This is a genomic window from Candidatus Dechloromonas phosphoritropha (assembly GCA_016722705.1).
Classification (GTDB): domain Bacteria; phylum Pseudomonadota; class Gammaproteobacteria; order Burkholderiales; family Rhodocyclaceae; genus Azonexus; species Azonexus phosphoritrophus.
Genome location: JADKGN010000001.1, coordinates 239,857 through 258,550 on the forward strand (window position 1 = coordinate 239,857; position 18,694 = coordinate 258,550).

Below are 18,694 nucleotides of genomic sequence, written 5' to 3' on the forward strand. Positions count from 1 at the left end.
CGGAATATTGTGATAAATAACATAACTAATATCTGATAACTTGCTGATCATATTAAATAATAATTCGGTTTCAATTCACGTAAAATCAGTGACGTCAGACAGGAAATGCCCCAATGTGGCCGGGGTTGCGTGGATTACAGCCGTGGGTCGTTCTTTCCGCTGCTCCAAGAGCATAGATCCACTAAGTTTATAAATTAAATCTTAAAAATCATATAATTGTAAATGTTACTTAAATCTATTTATATTTTGGCCTTGCCAAGGATTTCGCTCGCAAAGCGGGCGAGCGGCACTCTGAATCCAGCTGCGTTCGGGTGTCCGCCGCCCCCGTAGCCAGCGGCAATCGCGGCTACATCGACCCTTCCGACAGCGCGCAGCGAAACCTTCACGTCGCCCCCGGCGCCAAGTTCCCAGGTTAGGCCGAAGCTGCCGCTTTGCTCGGCAAGGCGGTTGCCAAGTTCCGACGCGAACAACGCGTTGGCGTTGACGGCAAGGCCGTCGACGGCGCGCCAGCCGCGCTCGCCGTCGCTCACCGTCGGCAGTCCGTGACGTTGCGCCTGCAGCAAATCCACGGGTTCGCCGTGCAGGCGGGCGGGCATGACCAGGTTGCCTTGTGCAAGGCGTTCGATCTCGCTCTGGAAGAAGCGCTCGATGGCTTCGCCCTCGGCCAGCAAGACCAGGTAGCGCGGCGTGTGCGGCGCGTCCGCCTGGCGCACGAGTTCGTCCCAAGCGGCAAAATCGTACGGCAGCAGGCGTAGGGCGCGGGAGATGGGGCGCGAGCCCGGGAGCGCGAAGCGCCACAGGTCGACGTCCTCGACATGGCGCAGCACGAGTGGAACGGGGCGATCCGGATGGAAATGCTCCCAAGCCAGACGAACGCCTGATTTGCCAAGGTCGAAGACGACCGTCAGCGGCAGAGTGGGGTGGCGAAAGAATTCGGTGCCGTCAGGGGATTTGTCCAGGCGGTCGGCCCACGGTTGAAGTGCGGAAGCGTGATGGTCGATCTGGGTGACCGAAGCGGCGACGCCAGCCATTGCTTCGAGCTTCTCCGGCGAAAATGAGAAGTCGAGGACATAGACTGCGTGGCCGGCAATTTCGGCCATTTCCCACGGTTGACCGTGATGCATTGGCCAGTAGATGGCGTGGTCACCAAAACGCAGCCAGGCGGCGTAGGCTGCGCCAAAGCCGTCCGGACAGTCGGCGTGATAGAGAACGGTAACCGGGGTCACGGGCGTTGTTCAGTAGTGCGGCGGCAATTCGTCGCGCAGGCTGTGCTGCTCGGCCGGAGCGGCGGCTTGAATCTGGTCGCGCAAGCTATTGATTCCGTTGATCAAAAGATCGATCTGCTGTTGCTGGCGGAAGACGATCCGGTTCAGTTCGTCGACCAGGTCTTCGGTATAGGTGATCTTGATTTCAAGTTCGGTGATGCGCGATTCCATTCGCCTGCCTTCGCTTATTTTTCGTTGTGCCAGTCGCGCAGGGTTTCCTTGGCGGGTGGCGGGGGGGGGTTGTCCACATCGCGCCGACTGATCAGAGGCAGCGCTACGCCGATCACGAAAACCAGGCAAACGCCCAGTACGATCCAGCCCACGTTCATCGTGCGTCTCCCGGAAAACGTCAAATCTTACTGCGATTCACGCCCGTCGTCGCGCGAGCTTTGGTATCTTTCGGCCATTGCTTCCGAGATAGCGAAGACCATGGAAATATCCGCGCCCGCCCGGGAACAGGCTCGCGACCTGCTGAACTTCATCGACGCCAGTCCCAGCCCGTGGCATGCCGTGCACACGATGGCCGAACGGCTGCAACAGGCGGGATTCACCACGCTGCACGAGGGTGCACGCTGGCAACTGGCGTCTGGCGGACGTTATTTCGTGATTCGCGGCGGCGCCTCGATCATCGCTTTCGTGGTTGGCAGCGCTTCCTTGATCGAACGCGGCTTCCGGCTGGTCGGCGCCCACACTGATTCGCCCGGTCTGCGCGTCAAGCCGAAGACGTTGGTGAACGGCGATGGCCTGCTCCGGCTGGCGGTCGAGGTCTATGGCGGGCCGATCCTGGCAACCTTCGCCGACCGCGACCTGAGTCTGGCCGGACGGGTTGCAGTGCGTGCCGGTGACGACATTGAAATGTGCCTAGTCCATTTTGGCTTACCGCTGCTGCGCCTGCCCAACCTGGCGATCCACATGAATCGCGAGGTCAATGAAAACGGCCTCAAGTTCAACAAGCAGACCGAATTGCCGCTGGTGTTGGCTTTATCCAGCGCCGATGCCTTGGACGAAGGGCGCTTCCACGCGCTGCTTGCCGAGCAGCTTGACGTTGCAACCGATGCCATCCAGAGCTGGGAACTGTGCGCTTGCGATACGCAGCCCGGCGCATTCTGGGGGGCGGGGCAGGAATTCATCGCCGCTAGCCAGCTCGACAACCTCGCATCGTGTCACGCCGGGCTGGAGGCCTTGTTGAGCGTGTCAGACCCGGGAACGACCAATGTCTGCGCCTTTTTCGACCACGAGGAGGTCGGTAGCGAGAGTGCTGCCGGTGCTGGGGGAAGTTTCATCACCGACGTGCTGCGCCGGATCGCTGGCAGCACCGGGCTTGACGACGAGGATTACCGCCGAGCGTTGGCCCGCAGCTTCTCCATTAGCGCCGACATGGCGCACGCCTACAACCCGAATTTCCCGGCGGCTTACGAGCCGGGACATCGTGTTGCGGTCAACGGTGGTCCGGTCATCAAAACCAACGCTAACCAGCGCTACAGCACCGGTGCCGAGAGTGCCGCGCGCTTTATGCGGCTGTGTGAAAAAGCTGGAGTCTCTTGCCAGCAGTATGCACACCGGGCCGACCTCGGCTGCGGCAGCACCATCGGCCCGCTCGTCGCGGCTGGCCTCGGCGTGCCGAGCGTCGATGTCGGCTCGCCGTTGTGGGCCATGCACAGTATCCGCGAGAGTGCCGGGGTGCTCGACCACGGCTACCTGATTGCCGCCCTGAGGGTGGCCTTTTCGGATTGACTGTTTTTGTTGACTTGCCCCCTGACATCCTTATAATTCGCGTCTCTTCAGGCGGTTAGCTCAGTTGGTTAGAGCGCCACGTTGACATCGTGGAGGTCGTTGGTTCGATTCCAATACCGCCTACCAAATTCCTGACGGAGCTGAAATGGTTGTTTTCCGAACTCGCCTCACCGTTCAGAAACTCTAACCGAGTCAGCTTTCGTTCGACCAGAAAAGTGCGGCTCGCCCCGCACTTTTTTTTTGCCTTGAGGCGCGTCATGCCTGATATCAAACTGCCCGACGGTTCCATTCGCTCCTTTGAACAACCGGTGTCGATCGCCGAGGTCGCCGCCAGCATCGGCGCCGGCCTGGCGCGTGCGGCGCTGGCCGGCAAGGTTGACGGCAAACTGGTCGATACCTCGTACCTCATCGAACAGAACGCCGATCTCGCTATCGTTACCGACAAGGACGCCGATGGCCTGGAAGTCATCCGCCATTCGACGGCGCACCTGCTGGCCTACGCCGTCAAGGAACTGTTCCCCGAGGCGCAGGTCACGATCGGTCCAGTCATTGAAAACGGCTTCTACTACGACTTCGCCTACAAGCGTCCGTTTACGCCAGAGGATCTGGCCGCCATCGAAAAGCGCATGGGCGAACTGGCGAAAAAAGACATCCCGGTCAGCCGCGAAGTCTGGGCGCGCGACGATGCGGTCAAGTTTTTCCTTGACCAGGGCGAGAAATACAAGGCCGAGCTGATCGCGGCGATTCCGGCCGACCAGCAGGTTTCGCTCTACCGTGAAGGTGATTTCATCGACCTCTGCCGCGGCCCGCACGTGCCGACCACGGCCAAGCTCAAGGTCTTCAAGCTGATGAAGGTGGCCGGCGCCTACTGGCGCGGCGACCATCGCAACGAACAGTTGCAGCGCATCTACGGCACCGCCTGGGCCAAGAAAGAGGATCTCGACGCCTACCTGCACATGCTGGAGGAAGCGGAGAAGCGTGACCATCGCCGTCTTGGCAAGCAGTTCGATCTGTTCCACATGCAGGACGAAGCGCCCGGCCTGGTCTTCTGGCACCCCAAGGGCTGGGCGATCTGGCAGGAAATCGAGCAGTACATGCGCGCCGTCTATCGCAACAATGGCTACATGGAAGTGCGCTGCCCGCAGATTCTCGACAAGACGCTGTGGGAAAAGTCGGGGCACTGGGAGCACTACAAGGACAACATGTTCACGACGTCATCGGAAAACCGCGATTATGCGGTCAAGCCGATGAATTGTCCGGGCCATGTCCAGGTCTTCAACGCCGACCTGCGCTCGTACCGCGAACTACCGCTGCGTTACGGCGAATTCGGTTCCTGCCATCGCAACGAGCCGGCCGGCGCCCTGCATGGCCTGATGCGCGTGCGCGGCTTCGTGCAGGACGACGGCCACATCTTCTGCACCGAAGAGCAGATCGAGTCCGAGGTGACAGCCTTCAACGAACTGGTGAGAAAGGTTTACGCCGATTTCGGCTTCCACGACGTCGTGGTCAAACTGGCGTTGCGTCCCGAGGGTCGCGTCGGGTCCGACGATGTCTGGGACAAGGCCGAGGAGGCGCTGCGTGGCGGCTTGCAGGCATCGGGTCTGGAGTGGACCGAACTGCCGGGCGAGGGCGCCTTCTACGGCCCGAAGATCGAATTCCATATCAAGGATGCCATCGGCCGTTCATGGCAATGCGGCACGATGCAGGTCGATTTCTCGATGCCCGGCCTGCTTGGCGCAGAATACGTGGCCGGCAGCGACGAACGGCGGACGCCGGTCATGCTGCACCGGGCGATCCTCGGGTCGCTCGAGCGCTTCATCGGCATCCTGATCGAGAATTTCGCGGGAGCCTTGCCGCTGTGGCTGGCGCCGGTGCAGGCCGTCGTCCTCAATATTTCCGAAAAGCAGGCCGGTTACGCCGCCGAAGTCGCGCAAAAGCTACACCAGGCGGGCTTTCGGGCCGAGGCGGATTTGCGCAACGAGAAGATAACCTATAAAATCCGCGAGCATAGCTTGAACCGCCTGCCTTACCAGCTCGTCGTGGGGGACAAGGAAAAGGCGGACGAAATGGTGGCCGTGCGTACTCGCGGAGGTCAGGATCTCGGACAGATGTCCGTCGATGAACTGATCGGGCGACTTCGAAGCGAAGTTGCCGCGCGCAGTGGCACGGCTTAATTATTGTTGTTTTCGGGGGTAACACCATAGCTCAGAACAAGGCACATCGCCTGAATGAAGAAATTACGGCGCCGGAGATTCGTCTCCAGGGCGGGGAGGGTGAACAGCTCGGGGTCATGAGTATCCGGGCCGCACTGCAGATAGCAGAGGATGCCGGGGTCGACCTGGTCGAGATCGCGCCGATGGCCAGCCCGCCGGTGTGCCGTGTCATGGACTACGGCAAGTTCAAGTACCAGGAACAGAAGCGCGCTCACGAAGCCAAGCTCAAGCAGAAGCAGGTGCAGGTCAAGGAAATCAAGCTGCGTCCGGGTACCGACGAAAATGATTACCAGATCAAGCTCAGGAACATGATGCGGTTCCTGGAAGAGGAAGACAAGGTCAAGGTGACCCTGCGCTTTCGGGGCCGCGAAATGGCGCACCAGGAATTCGGCATGCGCCAGCTGGAGAGAATCAAGGCCGATCTCGACGCCGTCGGGCAAGTCGAGCAGATGCCGAAGATGGAGGGTCGTCAGATGATCATGGTCATCGGGCCAGCCAAGAAGAAATAGCAGCAGGCAGTCAATTACAAGTGCTTTCGGGTAAGCGAAGCGTTCCCGCCGGGAACCACCTGACGGCATGTCATTAGGAGCAGAAAATGCCCAAAATGAAGACCAAGAGCGGCGCCAAGAAGCGCTTTTCGGTCCGCGCGGATGGCAGCATAAAGCGCGGCCAGGCGTTCAAACGCCACATTTTGACCAAGAAGACCACCAAGGTTAAGCGCCATCTGCGCGGTTCGGTCGTTGTCAGCCAGCCCGACGTGGCAGTCGTCCGCGCCATGATCCCCTACGCGTAAGGAGGCAAAGAATGTCCAGAGTTAAACGTGGTGTAACGGCGCATGCCCGTCACAAGAAGGTTCTTGCACAAGCCAAGGGCTACCGCGGTCGTCGCAACAACGTCTACCGTGTCGCCAAACAGGCGGTGATGAAGGCCGGTCAGTATCAGTACCGTGACCGCCGTCAGCGTAAGCGCCAGTTCCGTTCCTTGTGGATTGCCCGGATCAATGCTGCCGCCCGCGAGTTGGGCATGAAGTACAGCACTCTGATGAACGGTCTGAGGAAGGCCAATATTGAGGTCGACCGCAAGGTGCTGGCCGATCTGGCGGTCTTCGATCAGCCGGCTTTTGCCGCTCTGGCCAACCAGGCCAAGGCACAGCTCGGCGCCTGAGCGAAAGCACAATTGGAAAAGGAGGCGCAAGCCTCCTTTTTTGTTGGTGAAAATGCATGGAAAATCTCGATCAAATCGTTGGTGAAGCGCGGTCTGCGTTCGCCGCCACTTCCGACCCGGATGCCCTGGAGCAAGTGAAAGCCCGTTTCCTCGGCAAGAGCGGCCGGATCACCGAACTGCTCAAGGGGCTGGGCAAGTTGCCGGCGGAAGAAAAGAAAGCCGCCGGGGCGGCAATCAACGCCGCCAAGACGGCTGTTGAATCTGCGCTGAACGAACGGCGCGAAGCGATCCGCAAGGCAGCGCTTGCCGCGCGTCTGGCCGAAGAGGCGCTGGACGTCACGCTGCCGGGACGCGCCGAGGCGCGCGGCGGTCTGCATCCGGTGACACGGACGCTGGAACGCATTGAGTCACTGTTCCGCTCGATTGGCTTTGAAGTGGCCGACGGCCCGGAGATCGAGGAAGACTTCTTCAATTTCACGGCCTTGAACACGCCCGAGGATCACCCGGCGCGTTCGATGCACGACACGTTTTATTTGCAGAACCCGGACGGCAGCATCGCTGACAAGGTCCTGCTGCGCACCCATACGAGCCCCATCCAGGCGCGCTACATGCAGGCGCACGTCGCCCGCTACACCCCAAGGGTGCTTCCTGATGGGCGCGGTCAACTGGAAAAAATGCCCGAAATCCGTATCATCGCGCCCGGCCGTGTCTATCGTGTCGACTCCGATGCGACGCATTCGCCGATGTTCCATCAGGTCGAAGGGTTGTGGGTGGGCGAGGGGGTTTCCTTCGCCGATCTGAAGGGTGTCATCGCCGACTTCCTGAAGAGCTTCTTTGAGAGCGACGACCTCAAGGTCCGTTTTCGTCCCTCTTTTTTCCCGTTTACCGAGCCATCCGCCGAAATCGACGTCGCCTTCATGAGTGGCAAGCTCGAAGGCCGCTGGCTGGAAATAGCCGGCTGCGGCATGGTCCATCCGAACGTGTTGCGCATCGCCGGGATCGACCCGGAACGTTACACCGGCTTCGCCTTTGGCTTCGGGCCCGACCGTTTGACCATGCTGCGCTACGGCGTCAATGACCTGCGCCTGTTCTTCGAAGGCGACCTGCGTTTTCTGAGGCAATTCGCATGAAATTCTCCGAATCCTGGCTGAGAACCCTCGTCGATCCCGAACTGTCCAGCGAGGAACTCGCCCATCGACTGACCATGGCCGGCCTCGAAGTCGAGGAACTCGACCGGGTCGCGCCACCGTTCAACAATGTCGTCGTCGCCCAGGTACTGGAAGTGACCCGCCATCCGGATGCCGACCGCCTGAATGTCTGCCGGGTCGACACCGGCTGCGGTGCCTCGACGACCATCGTCTGCGGCGCGCCCAACGTGGCCGTCGGCCTGCGCGTGCCGTGTGCCTTGCCTGGCGCGCAGCTGCCCGGCGATTTCGTGATCAAGGTCGCCAGGGTGCGCGGCATCGAGTCGTCGGGCATGCTCTGTTCGGCCAGGGAACTGGGGATCGCCGAGGACGCCTCGGGCCTGCTGGTTCTGCCGGCCGATGCGCCGGTTGGGCAGTCGATTCGCGACTACCTCGACCTCGATGACCGGCTGTTCACGCTGAAACTGACGCCAAACCGCGCCGACTGCCTGTCGCTGACCGGTGTTGCCCGTGAAGTGGCGGCAATCGCCGGCGTCCCGGCCAAACTGATCGAGGTGCCGGAAGTTGCGGCGACCATCGCCGATCAGCGCCCGGTCGTGCTCGATGCGCCTGAGGCCTGTCCGCTCTACTGCGGTCGCATCATCAAGGGCGTCAATGCCAAGGCGCCGGCACCGGAATGGATGACGCGCCGACTGGAGCGCAGCGGCGTCCGCTCCATTTCGGCGCTGGTCGATGTCACCAATTACGTAATGCTCGAACTCGGCCAGCCGCTGCACGCCTTCGACAACACTAAGCTGGAAGGGGTGGTACATGCCCGCATGGCGAAGCCGGACGAGAGGCTGTTGCTGCTCAACGAGCAGATTGTTGCGGTCGACGCCGATATTCTGATGATTTCCGACGACGTTAAGCCGTTGGCCATGGCCGGCATCATGGGTGGTGAAGACAGCGGAATCACGCTGGAAACCAGCGAACTGTTCCTCGAATCTGCATTCTTTGCGCCACAAGCCATCGCCGGCCGCGCCCGCCGTTATGGTTTTGGCTCCGATGCCTCGCACCGCTTCGAACGTGGTGTCGATTTTGGCGGCACACGACGTGCCATCGAGCGCGCCACCCAGTTGATCCTCGACATCTGCGGCGGTGCTGCCGGTCCGGTCGTCGCGGCGCGCGCCGTAATGCCGGCGCGCAATCCGGTTCGCTTACGTACGGCACGGGCGGCAATGGTCATCGGCATGCCGCTGACCGCCGAGCAAATCACCAGCTTATTTACCGGCCTCAATCTGCCTTTCGTTCGTGAAGGCGACGATTTCCTGGTGACGCCGCCGAGCTGGCGTTTCGACATCGAAATCGAGGAAGACCTGATCGAGGAAATTGCCCGCCTGCACGGCTACGACAACATTCCGGCACCGGCGCCGCGTGGCAACATGAAAATGCTGGTGCAGCCGGAAGCACAGCGCCCGCAAGCTCGCGTGCGTCAGATGCTGGCCGACCGTGGGTACCAGGAAGTCGTCAATTTCGCCTTCGTTGAAGAAACATGGGAAGCCGATTTCGCCGCCAACACCAACCTGATCCGCCTCGCCAACCCGATCGCCAGCCAGATGGCGGTGATGCGCTCGACGCTGATTGGCGGTCTGATTTCCAATCTGGTCACCAACCTCAAGCGCAAGCAAAGCCGTGTCCGCCTGTTTGAAACCGGGCGTATTTTCCGACGTGACATCCAGGCTGTGCCGGTCGCTGGCTTTTATCAGCCGTGGAAACTGTCGGGTCTCGCTTACGGCGGCGCCTTGCCGGAGGGCTGGGGCGATGGGAGGCGCAAGGTGGATTTCTACGACGTCAAGGGCGACCTCGAAGCCGTGCTGGCGCCGGCCCAGTCGCGTTTCGAGAAACTTGTTCATCCGGCACTGCATCCTGGCCGCGCCGCAACGGTGATTGTCGACGGCACAGCGATTGGTTGCCTCGGCGAATTACATCCGGAATGGATGCAAAAATACGAACTGCCGCTCGCGCCGGTGGTGTTCGAAATCGACCTCACCGCAGTCACGGCGGCACGGGTTCCGGCTTATGTGGAGGTCTCCAGATTCCCGCCGGTGATCCGCGATCTGGCCATCGTCGTCGATAAGAACCTTGACTTCCAGACGCTGCTGGATGGTCTGAAAGGGCAGTTGCCGTCCTTGGTCCAGGACATCCAGTTGTTCGATGTGTACATCGGGAAGGGCATTCCTGAAAACAAGAAAAGTCTTGCGCTTCGGATAGTTATGCAAGATACTCAACGTACTTTGCAAGATACGGAAGTCGAATTTGCAGTGCAGCAACTGGTATCCTGTCTCGAGCAGGCATTTGCCGCGCAACTACGTGCCTGATGGAAAAAGGACAATGACACTGACCAAAGCGGAGCTTGCCGACCTGTTGTTTGAAAAGGTGGGCCTCAACAAGCGTGAAGCCAAGGATATGGTCGAGGCTTTCTTCGAAGAAATCCGTAACGCCCTGGAAACCGGTGATGGGGTCAAGCTCTCCGGCTTCGGCAATTTTCAGTTGCGTGACAAGCCGCAACGTCCAGGACGTAACCCCAAGACAGGCGAGGAAATCCCGATTACAGCGCGGCGTGTGGTGACCTTTCACGCCAGCCAGAAACTGAAGTCCGATGTCGAGCTTGTCAGCGATGGAACAGCGGCATAAGCCTTCGGGTGGCGAGGAATTGCCACCGATTCCCGCCAAGCGTTACTTCACGATTGGCGAAGTCAGCGAGCTGTGTGGTGTCAAGCCGCATGTGTTGCGCTACTGGGAGCAGGAATTCAATCAACTCAAGCCGATCAAGCGGCGCGGGAACCGGCGTTACTACCAGCATCATGAAGTCCTGCTCGTCCGGCGCATACGCGAGCTTCTCTACAGCCAGGGTTTCACGATCAGCGGGGCGCGTAACCGGCTCGATGAAGGGGAGGCGAGTGGAGTTGTTGCACCTCCGCGGAACTCGCAAGGTGGGGTCGAACCCACGGGCCACGCACGGTCCACCGGCAGTCTGCGTGCCGAATTGCAGTATGTTATCGAGATGTTGCGCCTTTGATTCATTGGGTTTTCGGTTATAATCCGATGCTTGTCGGGGCGTAGCGCAGCCTGGTAGCGCACTTGCATGGGGTGCAAGGGGTCGTGAGTTCGAATCCCACCGCCCCGACCAGTAATATCAAGGGTTTCAGCCGATAGGCTGAAACCCTTTTTCTTTGTGTTGGCTGACTTAACAAAAAAGTGCCCAACAGAGCGACAACCTAAGGAAAACAGCATGGGCAAGTTTGCTCAAGGCAACCTTCCTCGGTCGACAGCGTCATCATCCCCGAAATCCTCTTGAAGCAATTCCTCCACTATCCGCTCGAACAGCTTCGCCATCGCCTGATCTTCCGGTACATTGAGCGGTGTCAGGCATCGCTCGCCAATCGCCCCACGAAGGTATTCCTCGCCGTCGGCACCAACCAACGGCATGGCGAGCATCTGCGCATCCCACTGACACCCCTTTCCACCCAGGCACGGCAGGCGCGGATCATCCGGGTAACCGACGACGAAGACGGTCTTCCCGAGGTTTTCGGGACGCCCGCCGCTGATCAGCGGCAATACTTTCCGGCTTCATCGTCGTCATAGTGGCAATTCCGATCCGCGAAGCGACTTCGCTCAGGCTACCCAGACCAACCGCTCATTACTCAACTCTGACTCGCCCGACCACCGGTAAGCCACCAGCGGCCCGGCCTTGCCGGCGCCGAAGTCAAGCACCGCCACGGTCGGACTCTGCATGCCAGGCGTGCCGGTCAGCCAGTAGTGGCCGACGAAGGTCGGCACATTGTCCACCGCGCCGAGCTCGACGTCGTCTGGCAGCAGGATGTCGGGTAGGCGCCAGTCCGGTGGAGACTATGAAGCACACGCTCAAGACCGCGGCGGGTCGGAAGACCTACGCACTGCGCAAGCAGACTGTCGAGCCGATGTTCGGCATCATCAAGTCGGTGATGGGCTTCCAGCAGTTTCTGCTGCGTGGCCTGGAGAATGTCCGCAACGAATGGACGCTGGTTTGCCTCACGTGGAATTTGAAGCGCGTGGCCGTATTGCGCCCACAGTAAGGAAAATAAGGAGGAATGGTGCGTCCACAAGCGAGAATCAAGCGAAATCCATTGCAAATGCATATTCCATCAACCGCAGGCTCTGCTTTACGGTAGATTAGTGAATCAAGTCCGACGGGCCGCTAGCAGCCTGTCGGGCTTTCTCGGAAAACCATGCCAAATGGGATTTACGCTCAGAAATTAGGCGGAATTTTCAGTTTTACAACAGTTTCGAACGCGCTTTCGCCCAAAGCACCTCTGAAAATCTCCGTAGCGGTCGTGCATTTCCTAAGTCCGACAGGCTCCTAGGGCGATAACTGACTTTTTCACGACTTTTTTCCCAAGCAGGTGCCGGATTGCGGGGGTGCGTGATTCGACGACGCTCTGATGGAGATTTCTGCCCGTTTTCCGATGCATGCAGTACACCCGGCATTCGCGTAGAATCTGGCGTTGGCTTCGCGGCATCTGGCCGCGTGCACATTTCTGGAAGGTGACGATGAGGCGTGTGGATGATTTCCGCTTGCGGCTGGGCAAGCATGAGCTTGTTCCCATCATGATCGGCGGCATGGGTGTCGACATCTCGACGGCCGATCTGGCGCTGGAAGCGGCGCGTCTCGGCGGCATCGGCCACATCTCCGATGCGATGATCAACACGGTCGCCGATCGTCGCTACGAGACAAAACAGGTCAAGGAAAAGCTGGCCTTCTACAAGTACAACGTCCATAACGAGGACAAGTCTTCGGTCAAGTTCGATCTCGGTCGACTTGTCGAGGCGACACGGTTGCACGTCGAGGCGACGATGCGCCGCAAGCAGGGCAGTGGGCTGGTCTTCATAAATTGCATGGAGAAACTGACCATGAACGCGCCCAGGGAGACGCTCAAGGTCCGCATGTCCGCCGCGCTCGATTCTGGCATCGACGGCATAACGCTGGCGGCCGGCCTGCACCTCGGTTCGTTCCCGCTGATCGAGGATCATCCGCGCTTTCGAGATGCCAGGCTCGGCATCATCGTTTCATCGGTACGCGCGCTGTCATTGTTCTTGAAAAAGAGCGCCCGCACCGGCCGCCTGCCCGATTACGTCGTCGTCGAAGGCCCGCTGGCGGGTGGCCATCTCGGTTTCGGTATGGACTGGGCGCAATTCGATCTGGCTACCATCGTCGCCGAGGTGGTCGCCTTCCTTAAGGCGGAGCAACTCGACATTCCGGTCATTCCCGCCGGGGGCATCTTTACCGGCAGCGACGCTACGGCCTTTCTTGAGCAAGGCGCGGCGGCGGTCCAGGTGGCGACACGGTTTACGGTCACCGAGGAATGCGGCCTGCCGGAAAAAGTCAAGCAGGAGTATTTCAAGGTCAACGAGGAGGACATCGTCGTCAATGAAATCTCCCCCACCGGCTATCCGATGCGGATGATCCTGGGCAGCCCGGGTATTGGCGACGGCATCCGCCCAAACTGCGAAGCCTACGGTTACCTGCTCGACGCCAATGGCAAGTGCGCCTACGTGACGGCCTATAACCGCGAGGTCCTAGCTCACCCTGGCGCGCGCAAGGTTTCGGTGATGGACAAGACCTGCCTGTGTACCCATATGCGCAATTTTGACATCTGGACCTGCGGGCAGACCGCTTATCGCCTGAAGGATACAACGCAGCGCTTGGACGACGGGAGCTATCAACTGTTGTCGGCAGAGCATGTCTTCCGCGATTATCAGTTCAGCTCCGACAACAAAGTCGTCTTGCCTGAACCGGCCGTTGTCTGAATAGCCGTTCCACCAGCAGGATGGAGGATCCTGTTGTTGAAAATCAGCCACTGGCTTGTTTAACTTTCTCTTGTTGCTGCTTGGCGTTTCAGCAAAGGCGCGGCATGCGCCAAACGCCGATCATCAGTCGATTCACAACGCGGCGCGGGATCGGTAGCGGCAAGGATGTGACGGCCATCCTGACGACGCTGTTTGGCGCGCACGATGTTCGTACCTCGCCGGGCTCGACGCTTCTGGGCTTTCTGCCACTTGCATCCGGCCGCCATTCCGGCGACTATTGCGTTAACCCATAACCATCAAGGAGACAAACATGCCAACAAGAGTAATCAGCAACATCATCGCTGGCCGTCCGCTGGTTTCCGGTACCCAAGACATGACGGTTCGTGCGGCTTGCCGACTGATGGCAGAAAAGAAGATCGGTGCCTTGCTCATCGTCGACAACAGCCGGAGCGTCGGGATATTCACCGAGCGCGATGCGCTCAATAAGGTGCTGGCCGGCGGCCTTGATCCGGATTCGACGAAGGTTGTCCAGGTGATGGTCCGAGACCCACAAACGATTCGTGACGACAAGCCGCTGGGCTATGCCCTGCAGTTCATGGCGGATGGGGGTTTTCGCCATGTGCCGGTGGTCGATGCCAACGGTGTGCCGCTGGGCATGGTGTCGGCCCGCGATGCACTCGGCCAGGACATGGTCCAGCTTGAGCGTGACCTGGAGTTCCGGGAGCATCTTGAAGAAAATATCGCCTAGCGATCCGCGATGTTCCAGCCAAAGCGCGCCAGTGTGGCGGCGAATTCGCCGGACACTGGCGCCTTTATTTGTAGGCGCTGGCCGCGGAGCGGATGGTCGTAGCGTATCTGCGTGCAGGCGAGTAACAGCCTGTGGCAATCGAGGTACTTGGCGAAATAGCGGTTGTGGCAGCCCTTGCCGTAGGTTGAATCACCGATGATCGGGTGAGCGATTTGCTTCAGGTGACGGCGTAACTGGTGGCGGCGGCCGGTCAGCGGTTGTAGTTCGAGCAGCGCGTAGCGGCTGCTCGGGTAGCGGTCGACGGCGACTGGTAGCTCGGCTTCGGCGAGCTTGCGGAAATTCGTGATAGCGTCCTGCGCCTTGTCGCTGCTCAGTTCGCCGCAAAAAAGGTAAGGATCGCGCTGGCGGCTCAGCCGGTGGTCTATCGTTCCCGAATCCGGCGGATGGCCGCGAACGAGGGCCCAATAGCGCTTGTCAACGGTGCCGGCGGCGAACTGACGGCCCAGTTCGCCGGCAATTTCGCGATTCAGGCCGAATAACAGCACGCCGGAGGTTCCTCGGTCGAGGCGGTGCGCGGCCCAGACCCACTGGCCGATCTGGTCGCGCAGGATCTGGATGGCGAAGCGCGTTTCGTGGCGATCGATTTCGGAGCGATGGACCAGCAGGCCCGCCGGTTTGTCGATAACGACGAGATGTTTGTCGCGATAGAGAATCGGTAAGGCTTCAGGCAAAGAAACGTTGCTTTGCCGTAGTGGCAATCGTCATGCCGGTGACGTGGGCGCGTTCGAGCAATTCCCAGTAGTAACGGTAGGAGGCGCGGTCGTGCAACTTGCCGGCGTGCTGGATTGGGCCCCAGTCCTTGTCCTGGGCAGCGATCAGGATTTCGCCGGCGGCCTGGACTTCCGAGAAGTCGGGACGCATGGCTTCGACGATTGGCATGATCTGGTTCGGATGGATGCTCCACATGCGGAGAAAGCCGAACTCGTTGCGCGCGCGGCGGGCATCGCTGGCGATGTGTTCGACGTCCTTGAGTTCGGTGGTCACGTTGTGCGAAGGGACGACCCCGCAGGCCAGCGCGGCGGCGCTGATCTCGCATTTGGCGCGGGCGACCAGTGGGTGCTCGAACTGGCCGGGGCTGGTCATCGCACTGCCGGGAATGGCGCCGTGGTGGCCGGAAACGAAATCCATCAGGCCGAAATCGAGGCTCTCGACGCTGGGCAGGGCAGCGATTTCCCAGACTTCGCGCAGGGCGCCGTGGGTCTCGATCAGGACGTGAACCGGAATCCTGCGGTCGACGCCGAAATGTTGCTCGATTTCGCGCAGCGCCTCGATCTGGGTCTCGACATCGCCGGCGCTGCACGGCTTCGGCAGCGTTATGAAGGGCAGGCGGCTACCGGCGATGCGGACCAGGATTTCCATGTCCTGGCGCCAGTGCGCATGGGTTACATCATGGACGCGGGCACCAACACGGTTGAACAGGTTATCGTCGCTCATGATGACGGCAGCGGCCATCTCGGCATGCGCGCGCTCGGCGCCGGCAACGGCACCATCCTCGCAGTCGCAGGTGACGTCGAAAATCGGGCCGAGTTCCTTCTGCAACTGCAGCGCCTTCTTCATCAGCTTTTCCGAGCCGGCGTAGTGGTCGACTGCGGGCAGGATGGGGAATATCTTCTCACCGGAGAAAAGGACTGCGTTGGGGTGGCGCATGATTTTCAGTCGTCAGAAAAGAAAAGGGCCGCAGCATTCTACCGCGACCCTTCGATCAGGCTAAGGCAAATCCCGATTTAAAGCATGCCCATGACTGCGGCGCGCTCCTCTTCCAGTTCCTTGAGCGTGATCGCGATCTTGCCCCGGGAGTATTCGTCGATTTCCAGGCCCTTGATCAGCGTGAAGCTGCCGTTCTTGCACTCACAAGGCATGCCGAAAACTATGCCTTCCGGGATTCCGTAGCCGTTGTCGGCCGAAGCGGGGATGCCCATCGTCACCCACTCGTCGGAACCGAGGTGCCAGTCGTGGACATGGTCGATCGCAGCGTTGGCGGCGGAAGCGGCGGAGGACAGGCCGCGGGCCTCGATGATGGCGGCGCCGCGCTTGCCAACGGTCGGCAGGAAGACATCGTTGTTCCAGGCGGCATCGTTGATGACGGACTTGACGCTGTCGCCGTTGGAGGTCACGAAGCGGTAGTCGGCGTACATCGACGGGGAGTGGTTGCCCCAGACGACAAGTTGCTTGAGTGAGGAAACCGGGCGACCGGACTTCTGAGCAAGCTGGGTCAGCGCGCGGTTGTGATCGAGGCGCAGCATGCCATGGTAGTTGTTCGGGTTGGTGCGGCCAACCTTGCGGGCGGCAGACCCGGCAATCAGGGCGTTGGTGTTGCACGGGTTGCCGACAACCAGTACCTTGACGTCTTCCTTGGCATTTTCGGCGATAGCCTTGCCCTGGACGGTAAAGATGGCACCGTTGGCCTGCAGCAGGTCGGCACGCTCCATGCCAGGGCCGCGCGGACGGGCACCGACCAGCAGGCAGACATCGGCGTCCTTGAAGGCGACGTTCGGGTCGTCGGTGGCGAACATGCCGGCGAGTAGCGGAAAGGCACAGTCGTCGAGCTCCATCATGACACCTTGGGCGGCCTTCTGGGCCTGCGGCAGGTCGAGCAACTGGAGGATGACCGGCTGGTCCTTGCCGAGCATCTCGCCTGAGGCAATGCGGAAGAGCAGGCTATAACCGATCTGGCCGGCGGCGCCGGTAACAGCAACGCGCATGGGGGCTTTGGACATGTATCGCTCCTGATTGAAACTGGGTGGTTAAAATTGTTCGGATCTGCCCGAATGCCTGCATCGAATTTTTCCTTCATGAACAGGCGCGACAGAATAAAGATGTTAGAAGCTAAGCACGGGACTGTCAATTCAACATGTGTCTTATATAAGCTAACTATTCGTGGACGGTGCGCGTGAAATGTGCTGAAATTTTGGGGTCATGAATCGCGACACATCCCGCCCTTCCTTCCGCATTGCCGCACCGACTTTCAGTCCGCTTTACAGGCAGATCAAGGAGTTCATGATCCGCAGCCTGGAGGCTGGCGAATGGAGCCCGGGCGATGCCATTCCAAGCGAAGGCGAACTGGCGGCACGCTTCAATGTGAGCCAGGGAACGGTCCGCAAGGCGATCGACGAGATGGCGTCGGAGAATCTGCTGGTTCGCCGCCAGGGGAAGGGAACCTTCGTCGCCAGCCACGACGATCCGCGTTCCTTTTACCGCTTCCTGCGACTCGTTCCCGACGATGGCAGTCCGGCGCATGCGGTCAGTGTGCCGCTGTCGTGCTCGGTCCGGGAGGCCACGGCCGAGGCGGCGGCGGCGCTGGGGATAGCGCTCGGCAAAACCATAATCCATGTCGAGCGCTTGTTGCGCTTCAACGGGGAAACAGTGGTCTTCGATCAGATCCATCTGGTCACAGACCTTTTCGCCGGGCTTACACTCGAGAGTCTCAGCGGAGGTGATCGCTCGCTCTACAGCCTGTTCGAAAACGATTACGGAGTACGCATGATTCATGCCGAGGAACACCTCAGGGCGGTGCCTGCCGATCCCTGCAGCGCCAGCCTCCTTGGCGTACAACCCGGGGCGCCGCTGCTACTGGTCGAACGGACTGCCTACACCTACGGCAACAAGCCGGTCGAATGGCGGCGCGGACTCTATTGCACCAACCGGCACTACTATCGCAATGATCTCGGCTGACCCGGATCGGCGTCAGGTGCAATGGCGCTGGATGCTCCGATTGCCATGTTTCGCCGCATTTTGAATGTATAATCACGACTCTTTCCAAACCACGTAATAGCGGAAAAACCGCAACTTTTCGCGAGGGATGACGTTCATGGCAGAAATGACCATCAAGAAACGTCCAAAGAACTTGGACTTGACCACGATCCAGTTGCCGCTAGCGGGCAAGGTGTCGATCCTCCATCGCGTGAGCGGTGCCGGACTGTTCATCTGTATTCCGGTGCTGCTCTGGCTTTTTTCCGCCAGTCTGAACTCGCCTGAAAGCTTTGCTGCGTTCAAGTCTATTGCCGGGATGCTGCCCGTGAAAGTTGTCCTGGCTGGCCTGCTCTGGGCCTTCGTCCATCACTTCTGCGCCGGAATCCGTTTTCTGCTGCTCGACCTCCATATCGGCGTCGAGAAAGAGCCGGGCCGCCGGTCTGCGGCCGTGGTGCTGGCGGTCAGTATTCTGCTGACCCTGATCCTGTGGGGGGTGCTACTGTGATCAGTCGTATCGTTGTCGGAGCCCATTACGGCATTAATGACTGGATTATCCAGCGCGCGACAGCCGTCATCATGGCAGTGTACTCTATACTGATCGCATTGCTTTTACTTGTTGTCCGCCCTGGCACCTTCGAAGCCTGGCAGGGAGTTTTCGCCAATGGCGTGATCAAGTTTCTGACCTTCCTGTTCTTCGTCAGTCTCTTCTACCACGCCTGGATTGGCGTGCGTGACATCTGGATGGACTATGTCAAGCCGACTGGCTTGCGTCTGACGCTGCATGTGCTGACCGCGACCTTGCTGGTGGGTTACACCGCGTGGGCTGCTGCGATTCTCTGGAGGTTGTAA

At 60.0% G+C, this 18,694-nt stretch carries 23 protein-coding genes, 2 tRNA genes and 1 pseudogene; 18 read left to right on the top strand and 8 right to left on the bottom strand.

All coding sequences use genetic code 11. The annotated features are described in order from the left end of the window. Positions 1 to 239 precede the first annotated feature (239 nt). Genes IPP03_01155 through IPP03_01165 form a run of 3 tightly spaced genes read right to left on the bottom strand, consistent with a single transcriptional unit; the run spans position 240 to position 1,594 of the window. Positions 240 to 1,226, bottom strand: coding sequence for a phosphoesterase (locus IPP03_01155; protein ID MBL0351369.1), 987 nt, complete (start codon positions 1,224 to 1,226; stop codon positions 240 to 242). A gap of 9 nt (positions 1,227 to 1,235) precedes the next feature. Then, entirely contained in the window at positions 1,236 to 1,436 is a 201-nt protein-coding gene (locus IPP03_01160; GenBank protein MBL0351370.1) for a SlyX family protein, read from the bottom strand. Positions 1,437 to 1,450: 14 nt separating this feature from the next. Further along, positions 1,451 to 1,594, bottom strand: a complete 144-nt coding sequence (locus IPP03_01165; GenBank protein ID MBL0351371.1) for a hypothetical protein — start codon at positions 1,592 to 1,594, stop codon at positions 1,451 to 1,453. Between the two features lie 100 nt (positions 1,595 to 1,694). Between IPP03_01165 and IPP03_01170 the strand changes: the two genes are divergently transcribed. The 11 genes from IPP03_01170 to IPP03_01220 all read left to right on the top strand — a co-directional run bounded on the left by IPP03_01170 (position 1,695) and on the right by IPP03_01220 (position 10,690). After that, positions 1,695 to 2,999, top strand: coding sequence for a M18 family aminopeptidase (locus IPP03_01170; protein ID MBL0351372.1), 1,305 nt, complete (start codon positions 1,695 to 1,697; stop codon positions 2,997 to 2,999). 49 nt (positions 3,000 to 3,048) lie between these two features. Then, positions 3,049 to 3,125 (top strand) — tRNA-Val (locus IPP03_01175). Positions 3,126 to 3,256: 131 nt separating this feature from the next. Further along, positions 3,257 to 5,173 (top strand): threonine--tRNA ligase, encoded by a 1,917-nt coding sequence (gene thrS / locus IPP03_01180; protein MBL0351373.1) that lies wholly within the window; start codon positions 3,257 to 3,259, stop codon positions 5,171 to 5,173. A gap of 26 nt (positions 5,174 to 5,199) precedes the next feature. After that, entirely contained in the window at positions 5,200 to 5,721 is a 522-nt protein-coding gene (infC, locus tag IPP03_01185; GenBank protein MBL0351374.1) for a translation initiation factor IF-3, read from the top strand. An 86-nt stretch (positions 5,722 to 5,807) separates the two neighbouring features. Beyond that, complete coding sequence (rpmI, locus tag IPP03_01190; protein MBL0351375.1) at positions 5,808 to 6,005, top strand: 50S ribosomal protein L35; 198 nt, start codon at positions 5,808 to 5,810, stop codon at positions 6,003 to 6,005. Between the two features lie 11 nt (positions 6,006 to 6,016). Then, positions 6,017 to 6,376, top strand: coding sequence for a 50S ribosomal protein L20 (gene rplT / locus IPP03_01195; protein ID MBL0351376.1), 360 nt, complete (start codon positions 6,017 to 6,019; stop codon positions 6,374 to 6,376). Between the two features lie 56 nt (positions 6,377 to 6,432). Further along, entirely contained in the window at positions 6,433 to 7,506 is a 1,074-nt protein-coding gene (pheS, locus tag IPP03_01200) for a phenylalanine--tRNA ligase subunit alpha (GenBank protein MBL0351377.1), read from the top strand. Further along, positions 7,503 to 9,878, top strand: a complete 2,376-nt coding sequence (locus IPP03_01205; GenBank protein ID MBL0351378.1) for a phenylalanine--tRNA ligase subunit beta — start codon at positions 7,503 to 7,505, stop codon at positions 9,876 to 9,878. The genes pheS and IPP03_01205 overlap by 4 nt, the downstream gene beginning before the upstream one ends. A gap of 13 nt (positions 9,879 to 9,891) precedes the next feature. Beyond that, positions 9,892 to 10,194 (top strand): integration host factor subunit alpha, encoded by a 303-nt coding sequence (locus IPP03_01210; protein ID MBL0351379.1) that lies wholly within the window; start codon positions 9,892 to 9,894, stop codon positions 10,192 to 10,194. After that, on the top strand, positions 10,178 to 10,579 hold the full coding sequence (locus tag IPP03_01215; protein MBL0351380.1) for a MerR family transcriptional regulator: 402 nt from the start codon (positions 10,178 to 10,180) through the stop codon (positions 10,577 to 10,579). Before IPP03_01210 ends, IPP03_01215 begins: the two co-directional genes overlap by 17 nt. A gap of 34 nt (positions 10,580 to 10,613) precedes the next feature. Continuing rightward, positions 10,614 to 10,690 (top strand) — tRNA-Pro (locus IPP03_01220). A 116-nt stretch (positions 10,691 to 10,806) separates the two neighbouring features. Here the strand turns inward: IPP03_01220 and IPP03_01225 are convergent. Beyond that, the gene (locus IPP03_01225) at positions 10,807 to 11,118 is read right to left on the bottom strand and encodes a hypothetical protein (GenBank protein ID MBL0351381.1); all 312 of its coding nucleotides are present in this window, start codon (positions 11,116 to 11,118) and stop codon (positions 10,807 to 10,809) included. 57 nt (positions 11,119 to 11,175) lie between these two features. After that, positions 11,176 to 11,349, bottom strand: a complete 174-nt coding sequence (locus IPP03_01230; protein ID MBL0351382.1) for a hypothetical protein — start codon at positions 11,347 to 11,349, stop codon at positions 11,176 to 11,178. A gap of 44 nt (positions 11,350 to 11,393) precedes the next feature. Between IPP03_01230 and IPP03_01235 the strand changes: the two are divergent. The 4 genes and pseudogenes from IPP03_01235 to IPP03_01250 all read left to right on the top strand — a co-directional run bounded on the left by IPP03_01235 (position 11,394) and on the right by IPP03_01250 (position 14,095). Further along, positions 11,394 to 11,615 (top strand): annotated as a pseudogene (locus IPP03_01235) (transposase). Between the two features lie 475 nt (positions 11,616 to 12,090). Further along, on the top strand, positions 12,091 to 13,347 hold the full coding sequence (locus tag IPP03_01240) for a nitronate monooxygenase (protein ID MBL0351383.1): 1,257 nt from the start codon (positions 12,091 to 12,093) through the stop codon (positions 13,345 to 13,347). Positions 13,348 to 13,451: 104 nt separating this feature from the next. Beyond that, positions 13,452 to 13,640 carry a hypothetical protein gene (locus IPP03_01245; protein MBL0351384.1) on the top strand — a complete coding sequence of 63 codons (189 nt, stop codon included), beginning with the start codon at positions 13,452 to 13,454 and terminating at the stop codon, positions 13,638 to 13,640. Positions 13,641 to 13,657: 17 nt separating this feature from the next. Further along, positions 13,658 to 14,095: a CBS domain-containing protein gene (locus IPP03_01250; protein ID MBL0351385.1), complete on the top strand. Its 438-nt coding sequence runs from the start codon at positions 13,658 to 13,660 to the stop codon at positions 14,093 to 14,095. On the opposite strand, the gene IPP03_01255 is transcribed toward IPP03_01250, so the two are convergent. From IPP03_01255 to IPP03_01265, 3 genes are all read right to left on the bottom strand, one after another. Beyond that, a complete protein-coding gene (locus tag IPP03_01255; GenBank protein ID MBL0351386.1) occupies positions 14,092 to 14,826 on the bottom strand; it encodes a pseudouridylate synthase in 735 nt (244 codons plus the stop codon). The two genes, IPP03_01250 and IPP03_01255, sit on opposite strands and share 4 nt — an antisense overlap. Continuing rightward, on the bottom strand, positions 14,819 to 15,802 hold the full coding sequence (locus tag IPP03_01260) for a CoA ester lyase (protein MBL0351387.1): 984 nt from the start codon (positions 15,800 to 15,802) through the stop codon (positions 14,819 to 14,821). Before IPP03_01260 ends, IPP03_01255 begins: the two co-directional genes overlap by 8 nt. A 77-nt stretch (positions 15,803 to 15,879) precedes the next feature. Next, positions 15,880 to 16,872: a malate dehydrogenase gene (locus IPP03_01265; GenBank protein ID MBL0351388.1), complete on the bottom strand. Its 993-nt coding sequence runs from the start codon at positions 16,870 to 16,872 to the stop codon at positions 15,880 to 15,882. A gap of 199 nt (positions 16,873 to 17,071) precedes the next feature. On the opposite strand from IPP03_01265, the gene IPP03_01270 reads away from it, so the two are divergent. The 3 genes from IPP03_01270 to sdhD all read left to right on the top strand — a co-directional run bounded on the left by IPP03_01270 (position 17,072) and on the right by sdhD (position 18,694). Continuing rightward, positions 17,072 to 17,827, top strand: coding sequence for a GntR family transcriptional regulator (locus IPP03_01270; GenBank protein ID MBL0351389.1), 756 nt, complete (start codon positions 17,072 to 17,074; stop codon positions 17,825 to 17,827). A 136-nt stretch (positions 17,828 to 17,963) separates the two neighbouring features. Next, positions 17,964 to 18,350, top strand: coding sequence for a succinate dehydrogenase, cytochrome b556 subunit (sdhC, locus tag IPP03_01275; GenBank protein ID MBL0351390.1), 387 nt, complete (start codon positions 17,964 to 17,966; stop codon positions 18,348 to 18,350). Further along, entirely contained in the window at positions 18,347 to 18,694 is a 348-nt protein-coding gene (gene sdhD / locus IPP03_01280; GenBank protein ID MBL0351391.1) for a succinate dehydrogenase, hydrophobic membrane anchor protein, read from the top strand. Before sdhC ends, sdhD begins: the two co-directional genes overlap by 4 nt.

Coding starts and splice junctions, on each gene's coding strand:
- IPP03_01260 (MBL0351387.1), bottom strand. CDS start 15,802: ATGCGCCACCCCAACGCAGTCCTTTTCTCCGGTGAGAAGATATTCCCC.
- thrS (MBL0351373.1), top strand. CDS start 3,257: ATGCCTGATATCAAACTGCCCGACGGTTCCATTCGCTCCTTTGAACAA.
- IPP03_01160 (MBL0351370.1), bottom strand. CDS start 1,436: ATGGAATCGCGCATCACCGAACTTGAAATCAAGATCACCTATACCGAA.
- rplT (MBL0351376.1), top strand. CDS start 6,017: ATGTCCAGAGTTAAACGTGGTGTAACGGCGCATGCCCGTCACAAGAAG.
- IPP03_01215 (MBL0351380.1), top strand. CDS start 10,178: ATGGAACAGCGGCATAAGCCTTCGGGTGGCGAGGAATTGCCACCGATT.
- pheS (MBL0351377.1), top strand. CDS start 6,433: ATGGAAAATCTCGATCAAATCGTTGGTGAAGCGCGGTCTGCGTTCGCC.
- IPP03_01265 (MBL0351388.1), bottom strand. CDS start 16,872: ATGTCCAAAGCCCCCATGCGCGTTGCTGTTACCGGCGCCGCCGGCCAG.
- IPP03_01270 (MBL0351389.1), top strand. CDS start 17,072: ATGAATCGCGACACATCCCGCCCTTCCTTCCGCATTGCCGCACCGACT.
- IPP03_01205 (MBL0351378.1), top strand. CDS start 7,503: ATGAAATTCTCCGAATCCTGGCTGAGAACCCTCGTCGATCCCGAACTG.
- IPP03_01210 (MBL0351379.1), top strand. CDS start 9,892: ATGACACTGACCAAAGCGGAGCTTGCCGACCTGTTGTTTGAAAAGGTG.
- IPP03_01165 (MBL0351371.1), bottom strand. CDS start 1,594: ATGAACGTGGGCTGGATCGTACTGGGCGTTTGCCTGGTTTTCGTGATC.
- IPP03_01240 (MBL0351383.1), top strand. CDS start 12,091: ATGAGGCGTGTGGATGATTTCCGCTTGCGGCTGGGCAAGCATGAGCTT.
- IPP03_01250 (MBL0351385.1), top strand. CDS start 13,658: ATGCCAACAAGAGTAATCAGCAACATCATCGCTGGCCGTCCGCTGGTT.
- IPP03_01170 (MBL0351372.1), top strand. CDS start 1,695: ATGGAAATATCCGCGCCCGCCCGGGAACAGGCTCGCGACCTGCTGAAC.
- rpmI (MBL0351375.1), top strand. CDS start 5,808: ATGCCCAAAATGAAGACCAAGAGCGGCGCCAAGAAGCGCTTTTCGGTC.
- sdhC (MBL0351390.1), top strand. CDS start 17,964: ATGGCAGAAATGACCATCAAGAAACGTCCAAAGAACTTGGACTTGACC.
- IPP03_01245 (MBL0351384.1), top strand. CDS start 13,452: ATGCGCCAAACGCCGATCATCAGTCGATTCACAACGCGGCGCGGGATC.